Annotated in this window: 14 protein-coding genes and 1 tRNA gene; all 15 read right to left on the reverse strand. The window is 29.9% G+C overall.

What is annotated here, in order from left to right; genetic code table 11:
- Positions 1-27 precede the first annotated feature (27 nt).
- The 15 genes from G324_RS0102930 to G324_RS07675 all read right to left on the reverse strand — a co-directional run bounded on the left by G324_RS0102930 (position 28) and on the right by G324_RS07675 (position 19,914).
- Positions 28-118, reverse strand: a tRNA-Ser gene (locus G324_RS0102930).
- A 64-nt stretch (positions 119-182) separates the two neighbouring features.
- The gene (locus G324_RS0102935; protein WP_025724909.1) at positions 183-2,357 is read right to left on the reverse strand and encodes a Tex family protein; all 2,175 of its coding nucleotides are present in this window, start codon (positions 2,355-2,357) and stop codon (positions 183-185) included.
- Between the two features lie 59 nt (positions 2,358-2,416).
- Positions 2,417-3,094 (reverse strand): hypothetical protein, encoded by a 678-nt coding sequence (locus G324_RS0102940; protein ID WP_025724910.1) that lies wholly within the window; start codon positions 3,092-3,094, stop codon positions 2,417-2,419.
- Between the two features lie 63 nt (positions 3,095-3,157).
- Positions 3,158-3,514, reverse strand: coding sequence for a holo-ACP synthase (gene acpS, locus G324_RS0102945; RefSeq protein ID WP_025724911.1), 357 nt, complete (start codon positions 3,512-3,514; stop codon positions 3,158-3,160).
- The gene (whiA, locus tag G324_RS0102950) at positions 3,511-4,443 is read right to left on the reverse strand and encodes a DNA-binding protein WhiA (protein WP_162146845.1); all 933 of its coding nucleotides are present in this window, start codon (positions 4,441-4,443) and stop codon (positions 3,511-3,513) included. Before whiA ends, acpS begins: the two co-directional genes overlap by 4 nt.
- A gap of 16 nt (positions 4,444-4,459) precedes the next feature.
- Positions 4,460-5,362 carry an NAD(P)/FAD-dependent oxidoreductase gene (locus G324_RS0102955; RefSeq protein ID WP_035357244.1) on the reverse strand — a complete coding sequence of 301 codons (903 nt, stop codon included), beginning with the start codon at positions 5,360-5,362 and terminating at the stop codon, positions 4,460-4,462.
- 10 nt (positions 5,363-5,372) lie between these two features.
- Positions 5,373-6,902, reverse strand: a complete 1,530-nt coding sequence (gene lgt / locus G324_RS07670; RefSeq protein WP_162146846.1) for a prolipoprotein diacylglyceryl transferase — start codon at positions 6,900-6,902, stop codon at positions 5,373-5,375.
- Positions 6,895-7,848, reverse strand: coding sequence for an HPr(Ser) kinase/phosphatase (hprK, locus tag G324_RS0102965; RefSeq protein WP_025724915.1), 954 nt, complete (start codon positions 7,846-7,848; stop codon positions 6,895-6,897). The genes lgt and hprK overlap by 8 nt, the downstream gene beginning before the upstream one ends.
- A gap of 1 nt (position 7,849) precedes the next feature.
- Positions 7,850-8,317 carry a hypothetical protein gene (locus tag G324_RS0102970; RefSeq protein ID WP_025724916.1) on the reverse strand — a complete coding sequence of 156 codons (468 nt, stop codon included), beginning with the start codon at positions 8,315-8,317 and terminating at the stop codon, positions 7,850-7,852.
- Positions 8,318-8,330: 13 nt separating this feature from the next.
- Positions 8,331-11,144: an excinuclease ABC subunit UvrA gene (gene uvrA, locus G324_RS0102975; RefSeq protein ID WP_025724917.1), complete on the reverse strand. Its 2,814-nt coding sequence runs from the start codon at positions 11,142-11,144 to the stop codon at positions 8,331-8,333.
- Complete coding sequence (ligA, locus tag G324_RS0102980) at positions 11,137-13,116, reverse strand: NAD-dependent DNA ligase LigA (RefSeq protein ID WP_025724918.1); 1,980 nt, start codon at positions 13,114-13,116, stop codon at positions 11,137-11,139. Before ligA ends, uvrA begins: the two co-directional genes overlap by 8 nt.
- A 73-nt stretch (positions 13,117-13,189) precedes the next feature.
- On the reverse strand, positions 13,190-14,338 hold the full coding sequence (locus G324_RS0102985) for an ATP-dependent helicase (RefSeq protein WP_025724919.1): 1,149 nt from the start codon (positions 14,336-14,338) through the stop codon (positions 13,190-13,192).
- Positions 14,339-14,390: 52 nt separating this feature from the next.
- Positions 14,391-16,484 carry an ATP-dependent helicase gene (locus G324_RS0102990; RefSeq protein ID WP_025724920.1) on the reverse strand — a complete coding sequence of 698 codons (2,094 nt, stop codon included), beginning with the start codon at positions 16,482-16,484 and terminating at the stop codon, positions 14,391-14,393.
- Positions 16,485-16,493: 9 nt separating this feature from the next.
- A complete protein-coding gene (locus G324_RS0102995; RefSeq protein ID WP_025724921.1) occupies positions 16,494-18,122 on the reverse strand; it encodes a glutamine--tRNA ligase/YqeY domain fusion protein in 1,629 nt (542 codons plus the stop codon).
- A 16-nt stretch (positions 18,123-18,138) separates the two neighbouring features.
- Positions 18,139-19,914 carry a glycosyltransferase gene (locus tag G324_RS07675; RefSeq protein ID WP_025724922.1) on the reverse strand — a complete coding sequence of 592 codons (1,776 nt, stop codon included), beginning with the start codon at positions 19,912-19,914 and terminating at the stop codon, positions 18,139-18,141.
- Positions 19,915-19,923 lie beyond the last annotated feature (9 nt).

A 19,923-nucleotide genomic window follows, 5' to 3' on the forward strand; every position in this document is an offset into this window, starting at 1 on the left:
GAGTTAACCGTTTCTCCAACGGGCCAATGGCGGAGCGAGAGGGATTTGAACCCTCGCACGGGGTTAACCGTCTAACGCGTTAGCAGTGCGCCCTCTTCGGCCTCTTGAGTATCGCTCCATCATAGGCATGATATAAAATCATGCCTTATTATATTAACTTATTTTTTATAATAAGTCAATCATTAATTTAAAGTATTTATCATTGTAAGACCGACTTTGGATTTGTCTTTATCGATGTTTAGTACCCATACAGTAACAATCTCACCAACTGATACAACATCTTTTGGATGTTTAACGAATTTATTTGATAGTTTAGATATATGTACTAGTCCATCATTTTTTAATCCGATATCAACAAATGCACCAAAATCTGTAACATTTCTTACTGTTCCTTCAAGTTCCATACCAATTTGAAGATCTTCAATAGATAGTACATCAGATTTTAAGATTGGTTGCTCATAATCATCACGAGGATCTCTCATTGGTTGAACAAATGCATCTAAGATTAACTCTAATGTATATTTATCTGTATTTAGTTCTTTAGCTGTTTGGTCTAAATTAACGTTATCAGTCCATAATCTAACACTTGGTTTACCAATGTCTTCAGGATTAATTGAAAGTTTTTTCATAACTTCTTTAGCAAGTTCGTAACTTTCAGGGTGAATAGATGTTTGGTCAAGTATTTCATCTGATTCTGGAATTCTTAAGAATCCTACTGCTTGTTCATAAGCTTTTGGTCCTAGTTTAGGAACCTTTAATATATCTTCTCTAGATTTAAATCCACCCACTTCGTTTCTATATGTAACAAAGTTTTCAGCAACAGTCTTACTTAAACCTGATACATAAGTTAAAAGTGATTTACTTGCAGTATTGGCATTTACACCCACTTGGTTTACAACATTTGTAACCACAAAGTTCAATGTATTATCTAATTTTTTAGGTGCAACATCATGTTGATACTGACCAACTCCAATAGATTTTGGATCAATTTTAACAAGTTCTGATAATGGGTCTTGTAGTCTTCTTGCAATAGATGCAGCACTACGTTCTTCAACTGAAAAGTTAGGGAATTCTTCTCTTGCAACTTCACTTGCAGAATATACGGATGCTCCAGCTTCATTAACTATTACGTATTTAGCATTTAGGTTTTGTTCTTTAATAACATGAACAATAAACTTTTCAGTTTCTCTTGATGCTGTGCCATTACCAATAGCTATAAGTTCAAACTTATATTTTTTGTATAATACTTTAATTTGTAATTCAGATTCAAATACTTTTTTAGGATCTGGTTTACCATCTTTAGATTGTTCATGTGGATACATAACACCTTTTTCAAGTACTTGTCCTGTAGGATCAACTACAGTCCATTTACAGCCGGTTCTAAAGGCTGGGTCAATACCAAGTATTACTTTACCTTTAAGTGGTGGTTGAAGTAGTAATTTACTTAAGTTATCTGCAAACACTTCAATAGCTTGATCTTCACCTTTTTCAGATAGTTCTGAACGAATTTCTCTTTCAATAGATGGGAATATTAAACGCTTTAATGCATCTTTAATTGCATCTTTCAAATACTCATCTGCACTTGATGATTTTTTAATTACTTCTTTAATGATGTAGTTTTCCATAGCATCTTTTGTGCCATCAAGCTTTACTGTTATTACTTTTTCTGCTTCTGCACGGTTGATTGCTAGTATTTGATGTGGTTTTATTCTAGAAATTGGTTGACTATAATCATAGTAAATTTCATAAACATTTTTTAAATCAAGTTCCTTACCATTTTTCTTTACTGTTGTAATAATGAGTCCGTGTTTAAATAAGTAATCTCTTAAGTATTTACGAATATTTGCATCATCACTGACACTTTCAGCAACAATGTATTTAGCACCTTCTATGGCTTCTTCTATAGTTTTTACATCATCATTTAAATACTTACTAGCCTCTTCTAAAATATCTTTATTTGGGAAAGATAGTAAAAAGTTTGCAAGTGGTTCTAAACCTTTTGCAATTGCTTCTGTTGCTTTTGTTTTTTTCTTTTCTTTAAATGGACGATAAAGGTCTTCTACTTCAACTAATTTTGTTGCTGCTAAAATTTCTTTTTCAAGTTCAGGTGTTAACATTTCCTTTTCAGCAATTAAACGAATCACATCTTCTTTACGTTTATGTAAGTTATTAGCATATTCAAATAATTGATTGATTTGAAAAATTTGTTCCTCATCCATACCACCTGTCATCTCTTTACGATAACGTGCGATGAAAGGAATGGTTGCGCCATCAGATAGTAGTTCTAAAACTACTTTAACTTTAGCACTTGGTAATTTTAATTCTTTTGATACTTCTTGTACTAATATTTCATTCATATATAGTCCTCCTTCTTTATATATAAATAAAGGGAAAAATTGTTTTTCCCTTTAAGTTATTAGTTAAAACTGTTTAATAATTCTGTTAATTTAGTTTCTGCTGAAACGTTTTTATCTGCTGCATAGAAAGGTCCAAACCAATTTAGGTCTTCACCATTAACAACTTCTAATAAAGCAGGCACTTCATTTCTTGCAGCTTGACCAATACCTGTTTCAATTACATCTTGCCAACCTGTATTTGCTTCAACATCAATATCAACAAAGAACATTGCATGTTCTGGTGATAATACATAATATTTAAAGCCTTTAGATTCTTTTTCTTCAACTGATTCTAAATCAAATAAGTTATCTGCAACAGATGCTGCTGCTTCTTGCCATGTTGTAGGATTAGATTCTGAATAAAAGAATATATAAACAAATTCATATGAATCTAGAGTTTGTTTTAAACCTTCATGTGTAAGGTTTTCAAAGTTCTCACGATTTGATACTTTTTTTACATCATCTAATAAAACATAGTTGTTTGTTTCATATCTTTTTTGTGCTGCATTATTGTCTTTACCAATCAAAGCATCAACAACAAAATATAGTACTACAGATACAAGGGCTACTGCCATAATTAATAAAACTATTTTAAAGAATAATTCGCCTTTTTCAGATTCTTCTTTAATACCTGAAGGGTTTTTTACTACTTTTGGTTTTTCTACTTTTTTAACTTCTTTTTTGTTTACTCGTGCCATGTTTTCCACATCCTTAAATTTTTACGCAAATATATTATACTTAAAAAACACATATTTTACAACCTAAACTTTAGTTTCTAAAACAACAAATGCAATCGCTAGTTCATTTGTGTGACTTATTGTAATATGACATAAATAATCATCTGTATATTTAGAAATAACATAGGGTGCTCCATTTGAATCATTTAAGATACTAAAGTCTTTATAATTTGCTGTTTTATCGCCTGATTTAAAGCATTTGAATAAAGATTCTTTAACAGCAAACCTACCTGCTAAATAGGTAAGTTTTCTATTTTCATGATTAATTTGTTCATATTCTCTAAGTTCATCATCATTTAAAATTTTACTTTTAAACCGTTCAATTCCCATTGTTTTAATACGGTTTAATTCAACTAAATCTGTACCAATTGCATAAATCATTTTAGACCTCTTTCTAGTTTAAGTTCACTAGCTATTTCAGATATTTTTTTATATCTGTGATTTAATCCTGATTTCGTTATTTTTTCTTTAAATGTATCTTCAAATACTTCAAGTAGTTCATTTAAAGATGCATCCGGGTTTTCTTTTCTTATATGAAGTGCTTGCATTAATTTATCGTTTAATTTAATATTATATTTTTCAATTGTTTCTATATCTTCTAATTGCTTATTAGCTGCAACAATTGTTTTCTTTTCATTAGCAAGTTCACAATTTAATATACGGTTAATAGAGTTATTAAAATCTCTTTTAATACGAATATCTTCAAACTCGAAAACTGTTTGACTCGCACCGATAAATCTTAAGAAGTCTTCTATTTTATTAACATCTTTCAAATATACAATATAACCATTTCTTCTTTTAGTAACTTTAGCATTCATATCTAGTAAATTCATTAGACTTTGAATTTTTAAAATCGAGTTTGCATTATCTGAATATATTTCTAAATGATATTCTGATGTCTTAGGATCATTTACTGAACCTGATGTTAAAAAAGCACCTCGTAAATATGCTAGTTTTGTTTCAAATGTTTGAGTAAGAAACTCACTTGCATCTTTATCACCAAATATACCGTGTTCTAATTTAATTTCTTCTAAAGCCTCTTGGATACCTAATCTAATTTGATATCCCTTATTGAAATTACCTTGTTTTTTGGTTAGTAATGTGGAGTCTATTTTATATTGTTTTTTAAGTAAAGTTAAAAAACGTCTACTTACAGTTGGATTGTTTGATTTAAACCATAAGGTTTGTTTGCCTTCTGAAATAGATAATTCAGTTGCTAAATCAATCATCGCAGAAAGTTCTGCAAGTTGTTCCTCATCCGTATTTGTTAGTTGATTTAATTCTTCTTTAACTTCTTTAGCAAAACTCAATATAAACACCCTTTAATTATAAATTTTCTAAATATTTAATAATATGTTGTGTAGCCAATGCACCATCACTTACAGCGGTTACTATTTGTCTTATTTTTTTAACATTACAATCTCCTGCGGAAAAGATTCCTGTAATGTTTGTTTCAAATTCATCATTGGTAATCACATAACCTATTTCATCTAATAAATTTAGTTCTCTTAAAAATGAAGTTGCAGGAATAAGTCCTACATATTCAAAAACACCATCTGTTTGAATATCTTTAATACCTTCTTTAGTTTCAACTCTTACACCTGTTAATTTATCATCACCTAAAAACTCTAATACTTTAGCCTCATATATAAAGTCTACATTTTTGGCTTTTTTAAGTAAATCTTGCGCTTTTTTATCTGCTGTTAAATGTTTTAGGTTTTGAACTAAAGTAACGTGCGATGCGATATTTGATAAGAAAAGTGCTTCTTCAACTGCTGAGTTTCCCCCACCAATGACAACTACTTTTTTATCTTTATAAAGTGGTCCATCACAAATAGCGCACCAAGAAATACCTTGAGAACTATATTCAAATTCACCTGGTATTTCTAATTTTCTTGGAACTACCCCGGTTGCAATTAGTACTGCTTTTGTTTGAAATACTTGGTTTTCTGTATGTACTTCTTTATATGTTTTAAAATCTTTAATCGTAATAACTTCTTGAAAATTAACTTCACAACCTAAACTAAGAACATGTTCAAACATGTGTGTTGCAAGTTCATATCCTTTTAATGACTGATATCCTGGATAGTTTTCAATTTCTGCGGTATCAACCATTTGACCACCAGGTGCACTTTTTTCTAACATCATAACTTTTAAATTTGCACGTTTTGCATAAATCGCTGCAGTCATACCTGCCGGTCCTGAACCAATAATAATTAAATCAAGCATTATATATCTCCTAATTAAATATGTATAAAAGTTTTTCAAGATCATCAATGACTTGATCTGGTTTTGCACCTAGTAACTCTTTATAGTGTATTGAATAACTTACACCAATTGACATCATATTTGCATTTTGTGCTGCAAATATATCATTTGGATGATCTCCTACATAAGCTGCATTTGAAGCCTTTACAGAAAGTTTTTCTAGTGCCATTTGAAGTGGTAATGGATCTGGTTTATGTACGGGTGAATCATCACTACCTATAATTATATCTATATAGGATATCAGTCCATTTTGTTCAAGTCCAAGTCTTACAAACTTGTTTATTTTACTTGAAACTACACCGATTTTATAGTTTCTTTCTTTAAGTGTTTTTAATACGAGTTCAGCATTATTATAGCTATCTACACCATCATGGTGGTTCTTTTCATTAATATTTCTATAGGTATCTATCATTTTAGTAATCTTTTCTGGATCTTTTTCATACCAGCCAAAAGATACATCTAGTGTTGGTCCCACAAAACTTCTTAATTCTTCATCACTTAATTTTTTATTAGGAAAATGTATTTTAAATGTTTCTTTAATATTTTTATAAATTAAGTCAATGGTATCAAGTAAGGTACCGTCTAAATCAAATAATACCGCCTTTTTACCATAATCATCATAAGATATGATGTTTTTATTAGTAAGTCTTCTAATTATAAATACGAGTATACCTGCAAGAATTAGTGCTACAGATGTTGCAATACTTACAGGAATATTAAATAACATTAATGGTTCTTTTACGCCACTAGCCATTCTAAGTATTTCATTAGGAATTCTTCCTACACCATACCATACTAAGTAAAATGCTAATATATCGCCTAATTTTACGAACTTTTTTCTTCTAAATACTAAAATTAATATAAGCCCTAAAATATTCCAACTACTTTCATAAAGAAACGTTGGGTGATGATATTTTCCACTAAAAAATAAATTTTCTTTAATAAATGGTGGTAACCAATTTGGATTTTCAAGTACTGGACCATATAGCTCGCGGTTCATAAAGTTACCCCAGCGTCCCATGGCTTGTCCTATTAAAAATCCAGGTCCAACGATGTCAAGAACAAAGAAATAATCAACTTTTTTAAACTTAGTAAACCAAATAAGTCCAACAAATACAACAGCAATCGCTCCGTGAATTGCTAATCCGCCTTCACCAACATTAAGCATTCTGCCGATATTTCCATTATATTTATCTAAGTTAAATAATACATACCAAAGTCTAGCACCTAAAATAGAAAGTGGTACAAAAATTAGTAACCCATCCCATATAATATTTGGATCTTGACCATAACGTTCAAGTTCTAAAAACCCTAAAATCGCAGCAAATACGATTCCAAATAGGATAAATACTGCATACCACTGAACACTAAAATCTCCAAATTCAAATGCTACCGATTCATAGGGTGCACTACCCCTTGTTGCTATTAGTATAAGTAATAAAAATCCGATTGCCATAGAAATATATGCAACTAAGTTTTTATTTTCTTTGATTTTATTCATCATCATCTTCATCCATTCCTTTGTTTGCTGCCTTTTTGGCTACATTTTGTATAAGTGTTTCTGCGGCATTATAGCCCAGATATTTTAACTTTTGGTTCATAGCTGCTGATTCTACTAATGTTGCATTATTCCTACCAGGTAATACAGGTATTGTAATTTTAGGAATATTGGTTCCGAATATAACATAATTTTCTGTTTCAATACCTAAACGGTCATATGTTCTATTTTTATCCCAAGGCTCTAATTCTATAACAAGTCTAATTTTTTTGTTTTCTCTAAATGCGCCTGCTCCTAACATTTGAACAACATCAACAATACCAATGCCACGTATTTCAATGTAACGTTCTAATATTTTTGGTGCCTGACCAATAATAATACCAGGAGCTGCCTCATATACATCTACTCTATCATCAGCAACTAATATATGATTTCTTTTAATCAGTTCAAGTGCTGTTTCTGATTTACCTACACCAGATTTACCAATAATTAATGTACCCATACCATAAATATCAAGGAGTGTTCCATGAAGTGTTTCACGTGGTGCAAGTGCACTTCTTAAATACGCATAAAGTTTAGAATTAATTGGAGTTGTTCTTTCATCTGAATGATATAAAGGTACACCATATTTATTACCTAGGTCTATAAAGTATTGAGGGATTTCAACATTGACACTAAATATTACTGCTGGAGGCAACAACTTTAAAACCGCTTCAACACGCTTTTTTTGAGTATTTTCATCAAGTAACATTAAAAAGTGAGCTTCTTTAGATCCTATAAGTAAAATACGTTGTGGATCGAAAAAATCTAAGAATCCTGCAAATTCTACTCCAGGTCTTGATAACATTTCTACATGTACTTGACGTGATTCACCTTCAAAGCCTGCAACGATTTTTAAGTTTAAATCTTTTGCTATTTTTTTTAAGCGAACAGATTTTATAAATGACATATTATATGCCTCCTTGTATCCATTTGGATTTTCTAATATAGGTTGTAAAAAGTAATCTTATTAACATGAAACTGATTGTAAATATAAAGACGTTGTTACCATCATATAAAAACGAAAAGTCCGTAATCATAAGTGAGACTAAATGAAAAGATAATGCATTAAATATAAAGAATAATAAACCGAATGTTATAAAAATTAATTTGTATAAGAATCTTACCATAATTAGCTTTGATACAACTTCAAATATTGTAAATAGTGAAATAACTATTATAAAAGACTTGATACTAACGATACTTAATAACGGATATAATCTGGAACTTAGACCTATAACAATCGCACCAACTATTAGGTTTGTTAGTAATAAGATCATTAGATGTATATAGAAATTTTTATGTAAGGTTAGTCCTAGTTTAAACCGAATAACAGAGTTTTTATCATTATCTTTATTTGAATTATTAAAATTATTCATTCGTTTTCAATCCTTATAATAAACCTTTTAAATATCTACCTGTATAACTCTTTGTATTCTTAGCTAATTCTTCTGGTGTGCCAGTGCCTACAATATATCCACCTTTATCGCCACCTTCAGGTCCTAAATCAATAATATAATCGGCATTCTTTATAACATCCAGATTATGTTCTATTACTATCATTGTAGCACCTTGATCAACAATCTTGTGTAAGACCTTAACTAAACGGTTGACATCATCAGTATGTAATCCTGTTGTCGGTTCATCTAATATAAAAAGTGTTTTAGGCGTAATACGTTTATATAATTCAGATGCTAGTTTAACTCTTTGTGCCTCACCACCAGATAAACTTGGTGCGGATTGCCCCAGTTTAATATAACCTAATCCTACATCTTGAATTGTCTTTAGTTTAGAATGAATCTTTGGATGGTTCTCAAAAAAATCAACTGACTCATCAATTGTCATATCAAGTACATCTGCAACAGACTTACCACGGTATTTAATTTGAAGTGTTTCATGATTATACCTTGTACCGCCACAAACCTCACATGGTACATATACATCAGGTAAAAAGTGCATACTAATTTTAATTACACCATCACCATTACAATGTTCACATCGTCCACCGCGTACATTAAATGAAAATCTTCCCTTTTTATAACCTCTTAGTTTAGCCTCATTTGTAAGTGCAAATACATCTCTAATATCATCAAATACACCTGTATAAGTAGCCGGGTTACTTCTTGGACTATATCCGATTGGTGATTGTGATATTTCTATGATTTTATCTATATAACCATAGTCTTGAATCATATCATGTGTACCAGCTAATTCTTTTGAACGATATATTTTTTGACGTAATCCTTTAAGTAAAATATCATTTATAAGTGTTGACTTACCACTACCTGAAACACCTGTTACAAGTGTTAATTTAGCAAGTGGTATAGCAACCGTAATATTTTTAAGATTATTTTCACGTGCACCAATAATCATAATATCTTTATTAATACCTTGACGACGTTTAGTAGGTACTTCCACTTTAAGTTCACCTGTTAAATATTTACCTGTTAAACTATTTTTATTTTTCATGACCTCTTCGGGTGTACCATAAGCCATAATCAGTCCACCATGTTCACCTGCTTGTGGACCAATATCAATTAAATAATCTGATGCCAGCATCGTATCATGATCATGTTCAACAACAATTAAAGTGTTACCTAAATCACGCATTTTCTTTAATGATGTAATTAATCTTTCATTATCTTTTTGATGTAGACCTATACTTGGTTCATCAAGAACATATAATACACCTGATAATTTAGATCCGATTTGAGTTGCTAGTCTAATGCGTTGTGCTTCTCCACCTGAAAGGGTACCTGCACTACGTGCTAAATTTAAATAGCCTAGCCCTACATCATCTAAAAAATCTAAGCGGTGCCCGATTTCTTCCACTAGTAACTTAGCGATTTGTTTTTGTTCATCATTTAAATTTAAATTGTGGATTGAGTCTTTTAATTCTTCTACTGGTTTGTTCATCATTTGGCTTATATTTAAACCGTCTACACGAACAGATAATGCAGCTTCATTTAATCTTTGACCCTTACATACAGGACATGTTGTTTCTGACATGAATGATTCAATCCATTTACGTATCCATTCTGATGTAGTTTCAACATATCGTCTATTTAAATTTTCAATGATACCTTCAAATTTAACAGTTTTCTCGTGTTTTCTTCCACTATTAGATACTAAATTAAAATCTATTTTTTCTTTTGTTCCATATAAAATAACATCAAGTTTATCGTCTGGTATTTCTCTAATTGGTTGATAAGGATCAATACCATAGTGCTGACAAACAATTTCTATTTCTTGAACGTTTAGATTATTTTCATCTGCATTTTTATAAGGAATAATACCACCATCAAGTAAACCTTTTTCAGGATTTAGAACTAACTGTTTGGTTACTTCCATTTTAAGTCCTAAACCATTACAGTGTGGACACGCACCAATTGGTGTGTTAAATGAAAATAATCTAGGTTCTAATTCAGGTATCGTAAAATCTATACCTTCACAAAAGTATTTTTCACTAAAGTTAATAACTTCTTTTTCATTTACAATAACTCTTGTTTTACCATCACCAAATTTAGATGCAAGTTCCATTGCATCATAAACTCTAGAACGTATACCTTCTTTAATAACCAATCTATCAATAACAACAGCTATATCATGGTATTTATTTTTATCTAACTCACCAATTTCTTCAATTAAATGAACTTCACCATCTACCCAAACACGGGTAAACCCTTCTTTTAACCATTGTGCAAACTTTTCTTTATGTGTTCCTTTTTGTCTAGAAACAGTTGGTGCAACAATAACAACTTTAGAGTTTTCTGGTAATTTTAGAACTCTTAAAGTCATTTCTTCAATGGTTTGTTTGGTTACAGGTGTATCTGATCCCGGACAATATGGTGTACCAACTCTTGCATATAATAATCTGTAATAATCATATATTTCAGTAACGGTACCAACAGTTGATCTGGGGTTATTAGAAGTTGTTCTTTGATCAATTGAAATGCTTGGGGATAACCCTTCAATTGAGTCAACATCTGGTTTTTCATAGTTACCAAGAAATTGTCTTGCATAACTTGATAATGACTCCATATAGCGTCTTTGACCTTCTTGGTAGATTGTATCAAATGCTAAACTTGATTTACCACTACCAGAAACACCGGTCATTACAACCAATTTATTTTTAGGTATATCTAAATCGATATTTTTTAAATTATTTTCTCTAGCACCTTTAATGCGCAGCCAGTCATTATTCATTGATTTTCACCTTAAATGTTTCTTCATCCATCACATTAATACCTAGTTCTAATGCTTTATCTAATTTAGATCCAGCATCACGTCCAGCTAATACATAATCTGTTTTTTTAGAAACAGAGCCAGAAACCTTACCACCTAGTTTTTCTATGATTGAACTCGCTTCAGTTCTAGAAAAACTATCTAGGGTACCTGTAACAACAAATGTTTTATTATTAAATTCATGTTCTAATATTTCTTCTTTTTCATGTGTCATGTTTAATCCAAATGATTTAAGTTCTAAAAGCATATTTATATTGTTATTATCTTTAAAATAAGATACCACAGATAAAGCAATCTCTGGTCCTATTTCAGGTATTGTGATTAAATCTTCATATTTAGCATCAATTAGTAATTCTATTGAAGGATATACATTAACTAATGTTTTAGCAACTTTAGCTCCAACATTTTTAATACCTAATCCAAATATTAGTTTATCAAAACTCATATTTTTAGAATTTTCAATTGCATCAAGTAGTTTTTCTACCTTTTTCTTACCAAACCCAGGCAATTCTTGTAGTTCATTTGAATATTGATTTAATTTATAAATATCTGGAATTGTTTGAAGATAGGTTTGATCATGAAGTAATTCAACAACTTTTTCACCTAAGGTATCTATATCCATAGCAACCCTACTTGCAAAATGAATTAAACCAAATATATTTTTACCCGAACAATTTGGATTCGTACAGTAATAATCTGCCTCACCTAACTTACGTTCTAAAACACCACCACAAGCAGGGCAGTGATCAATCATTTTAAATGGCTCTTGATCATTTCGTTTATCAAAAATAACCTCTATTACCTCAGGTATAATCTCACCTGCTTTGTGTACATAAACATAATCATTAATTCGAATATCTTTATTTAATATGTAGTCTTCATTATGTAATGTAGCACGAGATACTAAAGATCCAGAAATAAATACAGGCTTTAATTCTGCAACAGGTGTTATTACACCAGTTCTGCCAACTTGGAAAATAATATCTTTAACTTCTGTTATTTGTTTTTCTGCTTGAAACTTATATGCTGCAGCATATTTTGGATGTTTAGCGGTAAAGCCTAACATATCATATGTAGATAAATCGTTTACTTTAATTACAACACCATCTGTGTCATATTTTAATTTTTTTCTTAGTTCATCAAAATAATTGATTGATTCTTTTAATGCCTCTAAAGATTCAACATACTTATAATGAGGATTAACAGGAAAACCTAATTTATCTAAATATTTTAAAATATCAATTTGGGTTTTTTGGTATAACATAGGTTCAACAACAGCATAAGTAAATAGACTTAAAGATCTTTTGGCAACAATTTTTGAATCTAATTGTCTAATCGATCCTGCTGCAGCATTTCTTGGATTAACAAATAAATCCAAGCCTTCATTGGCACGCTCTAAATTTACCTTTTTGAAAGCTTCATGAGACATGTAAATCTCACCACGTACTTCAATATCAATAGGTTCATTAAGTACAAGCGGTAAACTTTTTATTGTTCTAACATTTTCGGTAACATCTTCACCAATCGTACCATTACCTCTAGTGGCGGCTTTAACAAACTTACCAGACTCATAAATTAATGATACTGCTAGTCCATCAATTTTTAGTTCTGCAGCAAATGTAGGGTTTGATATAACCTTATCAATACGCTCATAAAACGAATCTAATTCAGATTCGTTAAAAATATTTCCCAGACTCATCATCGGTACTTTATGTGTGTGCTTTATAAATTTATCTAAAACTATACCACCTATTTTTTTAGTTGGAGATGATGGGTCATCAAACTCTGGGTATAATTGTTCTAATTCAATAAGCTCTTTTAAAAGTGCATCATATTGAAAGTCAGATATTTTAGGATTATCTTTAGTATGATAATCATAGTTTGCTTCATTAATTTGATTTCTTAAGTTTTTAATTTTAGTCTCTATACTCATAAATACCACCTATCCTTTATTATACCACGAGGCCCGATGTCTCATGAGTTTATAAAACTAATTTATTAAATTTTTACATATTAATTATGTCTATTTTCATCTCTTTAATGAAGCCTGTTTTTTTAGTTGAAAAGATATATAAGTTTTTCATTGCTCTTGTCATAGCAACAAACAACAACCTCCTTTCTTCTTCTTTGTTTTTATAAATATTTTCTTTATCATAAGGTAGTTCTTCTAATCCAATGATATATACACTTTTAAATTCTAAACCTTTAGCTTCGTGGAAACTAAAAAAATTTACATTAAACAAATAGTTTCTAATCATTAGTTGTTTTAGTTTAGATACTTGATAATGATTTCTAAATAAAACTACGGCATCAAAATCTTTATTTTCTTTAATCTTACTAATAATTTTATTTTCTATTTTCTCATGACTACCTATATATATTTTAGGTTTATTTTCATGATTATGTATACCGTTTAACCTTTTATTAAAGCGGTTTATATTCTTTTTTATTAAGTTATTAGAAGCATCAAGTATATAAGCATCTGATCTATAATTCTTTTCAAGTTTTAGAAGTGTTGCATTAAAGTAATCTAAATATTTTTTTATTAAAATACCTCTTGCTCCACGAAATGCATAAATTGATTGATCTGGATCTCCTACTGCAAATACATTTGTTTTTTCATTAATCATTTTTCTAAGTAATTCAAATTGAAGTAAATTAGTATCTTGAAACTCATCAATAAATATATATTCATATGAATGTTTACTAACATAGTTTATTGCTTCAATCATTAAATCATCAAAATCAATTAAGTTTCTTTTATCTAAATAATTTTTATAAGTATCATATATTTTAGGTTTTTTAGCCTTATATAAACTGTTTTTATAATTTGATATTTTTAGTATTTCATTTTGTGTAAATTCGTTGTTGTATTCAAATATTTTAAAGGTCTTTTCTTTAATTAAAATGTCATAACAATAACTATGAAATGTGTATGTATCTATATTTAAATTTCCTAATCTTTTCTTCATTTCATTTGTAGATTTATTAGTAAATGTAATACATAAGATCTTATCTTCACTAATACCTTTATTTATTAAATATTTAATTTTTTCTATGATTACTCTAGTTTTGCCACTACCAGCACCAGCCATTAAAAAGATAAATTTATCATTATTATAAACTGCTAGTTTTTGTTCATCATTCAAAATCATAAAAAAACACCTCCACTATTCTTATAGTAGAGGTGTTAAATAAGTTTAACTTTTATATTTCTTTTTTAATACTTGGATGACTTTCCATGAGCTGTTTTATACCATGTGGCATTGAAAATGCGATAGTTGCTATTCCTTTTTCAACATTAACTACAATACCTTTGCCAAAAACTTGATGTATAATCTTATCTCCAGCTTTTAAGTAGTTTGAATCTTTTGGTTGATTTGATATGTTTGTCTGACTTCTTCCAACAAGTATTTCATTATCAGGCATCATTTCTTTTAAGAATCTAGATGGTCTAGAATAGATCATTGCTCCATATAATAGGCGTTGTTCGCTTCTGGTTAAATAAAGTCTTTCTTTAGCTCTTGTAACACCTACATAAGCGATTCTTCTTTCTTCTTCTAGTTCATTAAAATCCATAAATGATTGTGCTGATGGAAATATTTGCTCTTCCATGACCGTCATAAATATAACTCTAAATTCTAATCCCTTAACTTGATGGAATGTTGATAATACCACAGCATCCTCATTAGATGCTTTGTCTAAATCTGAATAAAGTGCTATTTGATCAAGTAATTGCATTAATTTTTCTTTGAATGTACCTTCATAATAGTTTTCTGCTTGAACAAAAGGAGATTTTAATTCTTTAATATTTTCAATACGATCAGTTGATGCTTCGTCTTTATCTTCTTCAAGCATTGCAATATATCCTGATTTTTGAGCAATGTATCCAACAACTTGATCAAGATTTGTCATTGTTTCAAGGTGTTGTTTCATTTCTAGTATGAGTGCTTTAAATTCTAGAAGGGAATTTTTTGTTTTACCTGTAACATCTAGTGTATCTATTGCATCAAACATCGATAAGTTATGCGATTTTGCATGCAGTTCTAACTTGTTTAATGTTGTTGGTCCAATTGCACGTTTAGGTACATTTATGACTCTAATTAAATAAAAGTCCAAACTTGTATCTAATACTAATCTAATATATGCAAGAATATCTTTAATTTCACGGCGCTGATAATATGAGATACCACCATACATTACATAAGGTATATTATATTTCATTAAAGTATCTTCAAATGTTCTACTTAGTGCATTATTTCTATAAAGTATGGCTATATCTTTATAGTTATAATTAGATTCATTAACTAAACTTTGAATTTCATTAGCAATCATTGTTGATTCATTAAAATCACTACTTGCAGTCCACATAAACGGACTAATACCCTCACCATGTGCAGATTCTAAAGTTTTTTTGATTGGACGATTTTTATTATGGGTAATTAATTTATTTGCATAATTAAGAATTTGTTTTGTGGACCTGTAATTAAGATCTAGAATTTGACTTCCACCAAAATCTTTGGTAAATAAATTAGCATTTTCATAGTTTGCACCACGAAATGCATAAATAGATTGATCAGGATCTCCAACAACAAATAAATTTTTATGTTTATCAGCTAGTAATTTCATCATCTGATATTGTATGTGGTCTGTATCTTGAAACTCGTCTACTAAAATATATTGAAATTTTCTTTGGTAGTGTTCTAAAATACTTTGATGTTCTTTTAAAAGTTTATAGGCTAATACTTGTAGGTCATCAAAATCTAGTAAATTATTATTTCTTAACTCAGTTGTATATTTTTCATTTATTAAACGCTCTGTTGTATTATCAAAATAATCTATATTTAAATGTTTTAGAGCACTAATTTTATGTCTAATTAGATTTGTTTTAAATTCTTTACTATCTAGATTTAAATCTTTAATTACTTTACGAACAATCGCTTTCGCATCATCTTCGTCAATGATATTGAAGTTTCTAGTATATCCTAAATTTAATGCTTCAATATCTCTTCTAAGAAGTTGAACACCAAATGAGTGAAATGTATATACCCATGTACCCACTGCATATGGGCCGGACATTTCAACGATTCTATCTTTCATCTCTTTAGCTGCTTTGTTTGTAAATGTGACGGCTAATATATTTTCAGGAGGTATACCAATGGATTCAATTAAATAAGCAATCCGTGTGGTTAAGGTTCTAGTTTTTCCAGTACCAGCACCAGCAACGACAAAAAGCGGTCCATTAACATGGGTCGCCGCTTGATGTTGTTCTTTATTTAATTTACTTAACCAATTATTCATTATATATCCTTATTTATAGCTTTTCTTTAATGCTACAATTTCGTTGAAGACAAACTTATCTTCACCTTCATAAAAGCAGTTAAAGAATCCATCACGAATGAACTGAAATTTTTCTTCGTGCTTCGCATCATGAATACCTTGTTCAACAAAACCTTTTTTGATTGTGTGTGAGTCATGATTAAATCTTTCATCTAATGAAAGGTTTGGATCATTTAAAAGTAATGGTCCATAAAAATTAAATTTTGCAGGAATTGCAGTTGATGCTTCAACAAAATGGATTGTTCCATCTGGTTTTCTTTCATTAAAACCAGAACCAGACAATGTATTTACATCATAAGTTGCAAGTACTTCAATGACTTTGCCAAATTCATCTTTAATAACTTCATTTGCTTTAATAAAGTATGTATGAAATAATCTTACTTCTCCATTTAAAGATAAGCGTTTATATTTTTTATCCGGCTTTACTTCACTAAAGTCTTCTTGTTCAATATATAAATGTTTTGAGAATGCTATTTTTCTTGTACCTAATGAGTCATCTTCATTGTGAAATGGCACATCAAAATATTCTACTTTCCCTTCAGGATAATTTGTAATAGTAACCTTTAATGGCTCAGTAACGGCAAATGCACGTCTTGCACGTTTATTTAAATCATCTCTTACAAACGATTCTAACATGTCAATTTCAACTTCGCTATTTACCTTAGATAAACCGGTTGCTAATATAAATTCTCTAATTGCTTCTTTTGTATATCCTTTTTTACGTAAGCCTGAGATTGTCGGCATTCTAGGATCATCCCAGCCATTTACATAACCTTGATCAACAAGATGTTTTAAATATCTTTTCGACATGACTGTGTTTTCAATACCCAAACGTCCAAATTCTATTTGACGTGGTACGTGTGGCATTTCTGTTTCTTTTATAACCCAATCATATAAAGGTCTATGATCTTCAAACTCTAATGAACATAAACTATGTGTAATACCTTCAATAGCATCTTCAAGTGGATGTGCATAATCATACATAGGATATACTTTCCACTTATCTTTAGTGTTATGATGTGGTTCAAAATTAATTCGATAAAGAACAGGATCACGCATATTCATATTAGAACTTGCCATATCTATTTTAGCTCTTAATACTTTAGAACCTTCTTCGTATTTACCTTCTTGCATTTCCTCAAATAGTTTTAAGTTTTCTTCAACACTACGATTTCTATAAGGTGATTCGGTACCTGGAGTTACGACATCTCCTCTGGTTTTTGATATTTCTTCAGCTGTTTGATCATCTACATACGCTAAACCTTTTTTAATAAGTAGTTTAGCACGCTCAAACATTTCACCAAAATAGTCACTTGCAAAATATATAGCTTTAGGATCATAACCAAGCCATCTTACATCTCGCTCAATTCCACGAACATATGCCTCTTCTTCCTTTGAAGGATTTGTATCATCATAGCGTAGGTTTGTGTACCCATCAAATGTTTTAGCAAGTTCAAAGTTTGTAATAATTGCACGTGCATGTCCAATATGTAAAAAACCATTTGGTTCTGGTGGGAATCTTGTAATGATTTTGTTGTGTTTTCCACTTTCTAAATCATTTTCCATAATTGTTTTAATAAAGTTTGATTGATTCTTCATAAATTCACCTTCTTAATTATAATGTTGACATCATTTCTATTGTTTCATTTTTTAATTTAATTTGAGCATCTTTGTTTGTTGTCATTAAATCTGGGTAAACAGCTTTTCCTACATTTACTACAATTTGTTTTCTATATTTTCCTTTAGTAAAATGAATTCTTACAGGAATTATTGGTACACCACTATCAACTGCTAGTTTAAATGCACCATTTTTAAATGTTCTAATTTCATCATCTTGTATTTTCAATTCACCTTCAGGATAAACATGAACAAATCTACCTTGTTTTGTTCTTCTTCCAAGTTGATCAAAAAATAATCTTGTCTCCATAATTGTTTCTGGAATAGGAACAGCACCTAATAAGTTTACAAAAAATCCAGCAACTGGTTTTTTAAAGTTATCTTGTTGGGCAGTCATTATTGGACGTTTAGGAAAACTTGCTAGTGAATTCATTACACCATCTAATAAGTGGACATGATTTGAAATAATAACTGCACCACCATTAATGTTCCTAAAGTGTTTTCTGTTTTTAAACTTTACATTTAAAAATAATCTTAAATAGATACTTAGTAAAGGCAGAGCTATTAAATAATAAGCGAGTGCAGAAACTGTTTTAGCAACTGGCTTTTTATTAAATTGCCTTGAAAATGCTTTGCCCTTTAATGTTTCTGATAACTTCCTATTTTTATTAGCCTGTATACCATTTAATAACATCTCTTCAAACAAGTCAATAGAATAATCAAGTCTATATTTATTACTAAAGTTTTTATATTTTTTAATATACTCTAATCTAATATCTTTATTTTCAATCCAATACTCAATCTTAGAAACTAAATCATCAACATCATTTGGTTTAAATAGGCTTTTATCATCTAATGCAAATTGTGGTGTTGCTGATTTTTTAGAATTAGCAATTAATGGTACAATACCCACCGCAATCGCTTCAATACATGCAATTGCTTCAATTTCGATATGAGCAGGATGTACATAAAGTGATGCTGATGTTAGTGTATTTATTAAGTCTTCTTGACTTAAAAACCCAAATTCTACATTAAGACTATTCTTTTTTGCATAACTTTTAAGTGTTTTTTCTTTTGGTCCTTGCCCAGGTAGAGTTAGCTTAATTTTATCTTTATATTTAGACTTATTTATTGCTTTTAAAAGAGTAATTTGATTTTTTTCTTTTGCATACCGACCTGTTGAAACAATATGAAATATATCATCTGAAAAGTTAGGTTCTTGATTAAAGAATATATCAGACACACCATTAGAAATTACTTTTATACTTGTTGTATAGTTATTTTTCTTAAGCTCATTTGCAATAAAGTTAGATGGAGCATGTACAAAATCTAACTTCCCATATAACTTTTTAAATTTATTATATATAAGTTTATTTAATAAATATGCATTAGATAAGCCTATGCCATATGTAATATTTTCAGGTTGTATGTGGAAACTTGCTGTTACAGGTATACCTAAATTCTTACATAGTTTATACGTTATTCTTGATGTTTTCCATGGTGTAACCAAGTGTACAATATCAGCATCTTTAATTGCACTTAAAATAATTTTTGTATCAGGTTTAGAAAATATGACATCTTGCTTTTTTGCAACTCTTGATACAATAGGAATTTTTCTTTCTTTTAAAGGAAAATAGTCAGTATCAGGTAATCCACATGATAAAATGCGCACAGTATGTCCGCGTTTTCTTAATTTTTCAATAAAACGTCTCGCAGTAATAACTGTGCCATTTGTTTGATGCAAGTAATTATCAATAACAAATACTATAGTCATTAAATCACC

This window comes from Acholeplasma granularum ATCC 19168, from assembly GCF_000526235.1.
Classification (GTDB): Bacteria; Bacillota_I; Bacilli_A; order Acholeplasmatales; family Acholeplasmataceae; genus Acholeplasma; species Acholeplasma granularum.

Bases quoted from the DNA above. Each gene is read 5' to 3' on its own strand.
- G324_RS0102935 (WP_025724909.1), bottom strand. From the start codon at position 2,357: ATGAATGAAATATTAGTACAAGAAGTATCAAAAGAATTAAAATTACCA.
- G324_RS0102940 (WP_025724910.1), bottom strand. From the start codon at position 3,094: ATGGCACGAGTAAACAAAAAAGAAGTTAAAAAAGTAGAAAAACCAAAA.
- acpS (WP_025724911.1), bottom strand. From the start codon at position 3,514: ATGATTTATGCAATTGGTACAGATTTAGTTGAATTAAACCGTATTAAA.
- G324_RS0102955 (WP_035357244.1), bottom strand. From the start codon at position 5,362: ATGCTTGATTTAATTATTATTGGTTCAGGACCGGCAGGTATGACTGCA.
- lgt (WP_162146846.1), bottom strand. From the start codon at position 6,902: ATGAATAAAATCAAAGAAAATAAAAACTTAGTTGCATATATTTCTATG.
- hprK (WP_025724915.1), bottom strand. From the start codon at position 7,848: ATGTCATTTATAAAATCTGTTCGCTTAAAAAAAATAGCAAAAGATTTA.
- G324_RS0102970 (WP_025724916.1), bottom strand. From the start codon at position 8,317: ATGAATAATTTTAATAATTCAAATAAAGATAATGATAAAAACTCTGTT.
- uvrA (WP_025724917.1), bottom strand. From the start codon at position 11,144: ATGAATAATGACTGGCTGCGCATTAAAGGTGCTAGAGAAAATAATTTA.
- ligA (WP_025724918.1), bottom strand. From the start codon at position 13,116: ATGAGTATAGAGACTAAAATTAAAAACTTAAGAAATCAAATTAATGAA.
- G324_RS0102985 (WP_025724919.1), bottom strand. From the start codon at position 14,338: ATGATTTTGAATGATGAACAAAAACTAGCAGTTTATAATAATGATAAA.
- G324_RS0102990 (WP_025724920.1), bottom strand. From the start codon at position 16,484: ATGAATAATTGGTTAAGTAAATTAAATAAAGAACAACATCAAGCGGCG.
- G324_RS0102995 (WP_025724921.1), bottom strand. From the start codon at position 18,122: ATGAAGAATCAATCAAACTTTATTAAAACAATTATGGAAAATGATTTA.
- G324_RS07675 (WP_025724922.1), bottom strand. From the start codon at position 19,914: ATGACTATAGTATTTGTTATTGATAATTACTTGCATCAAACAAATGGC.